The following is a 1,738-nucleotide window of genomic DNA, read 5'->3' as shown; positions in this document are numbered from 1 at the left end:
CACCAGGCAAAACACACTGGTTATAGGATCAAGCCTTACGGGCAATTAGTACTGGTTAGCTTAACGCATTACTGCGCTTCCACACCCAGCCTATCAACGTCCTGGTCTCGAACGACCCTTCAAGGAGGTCAAGCCTCCAGGGAATCCTCATCTTCAGGCGAGTTTCCCGCTTAGATGCTTTCAGCGGTTATCTCTTCCGTACATAGCTACCCTGCGATGCCTCTGGCGAGACAACAGGTACACCAGCGGTACGTCCACTCCGGTCCTCTCGTACTAGGAGCAGCCCCCGTCAAGATTCCAACGCCCACGGCAGATAGGGACCAAACTGTCTCACGACGTTTTAAACCCAGCTCACGTACCTCTTTAAATGGCGAACAGCCATACCCTTGGGACCGGCTACAGCCCCAGGATGAGATGAGCCGACATCGAGGTGCCAAACACCGCCGTCGATATGAACTCTTGGGCGGTATCAGCCTGTTATCCCCAGAGTACCTTTTATCCGTTGAGCGATGGCCCTTCCATTCAGAACCACCGGATCACTATGTCCTGCTTTCGCACCTGCTCGACTTGTCGGTCTCGCAGTTAAGCACGCTTTTGCCATTGCACTTTAGGTACGATGTCCGACCGTACCAAGCGTACCTTCGAACTCCTCCGTTACACTTTGGGAGGAGACCGCCCCAGTCAAACTGCCTACCATGCACTGTCCCCGACCCGGATTCACGGGTCAAGGTTAGAACCTCAAACAAACCAGGGTGGTATTTCAAGGACGGCTCCACGTGAACTAGCGTCCACGCTTCAAAGCCTCCCACCTATCCTACACAGATCGGTTCAAAGTCCAATGCAAAGCTACAGTAAAGGTTCATGGGGTCTTTCCGTCTAGCCGCGGGGAGATTGCATCATCACAAACACTTCAACTTCGCTGAGTCTCGGGAGGAGACAGTGTGGCCATCGTTACGCCATTCGTGCAGGTCGGAACTTACCCGACAAGGAATTTCGCTACCTTAGGACCGTTATAGTTACGGCCGCCGTTTACCGGGACTTCAATCAAGAGCTTGCACCCCATCATTTAATCTTCCGGCACCGGGCAGGCGTCACACCCTATACGTCCACTTTCGTGTTTGCAGAGTGCTGTGTTTTTATTAAACAGTCGCAGCCACCATTTTATTGCAACCCCTTCACCCTTCTGGCGCAGGCCAGTCAAGCTACCAGGGCGTACCTTATCCCGAAGTTACGGTACCAATTTGCCGAGTTCCTTCTCCCGAGTTCTCTCAAGCGCCTTAGAATACTCATCTCGCCCACCTGTGTCGGTTTGCGGTACGGTCTCGTATGACTGAAGCTTAGAGGCTTTTCTTGGAACCACTTCCAATTGCTTCGCAGCACTAGGCCGCTCGCCCCATATCCTTGAATTCCGCGCCCGGATTTGCCTGAGCGCCTTCTCCAATACAGGGACCGGGACTTCCAACACCCGGACAACCTTCCGCGATCCGTCCCCCCATCGCATCATACGACGGTGCAGGAATATTAACCTGCTTCCCATCAGCTACGCATCTCTGCCTCGCCTTAGGGGCCGACTCACCCTACGCCGATGAACGTTGCGTAGGAAACCTTGGGCTTACGGCGAGGGGGCCTTTCACCCCCTTTATCGCTACTCATGTCAGCATTCGCACTTCCGATACCTCCAGCATCCTTTACAAGACACCTTCACAGGCTTACGGAACGCTCTCCTACCACGCACATT

At 53.9% G+C, this 1,738-nt stretch carries 1 rRNA gene; it reads right to left on the bottom strand.

The window, feature by feature from the left end:
- Positions 1 to 24 precede the first annotated feature (24 nt).
- Positions 25 to 1,738, bottom strand: a 23S ribosomal RNA gene (locus AC07UK_RS38705); the annotation flags it as partial.

Source organism: Cupriavidus sp. GW821-FHT07C08, from assembly GCF_059419025.1.
This window is presented reverse-complemented; position numbering and strand designations above follow the sequence as displayed.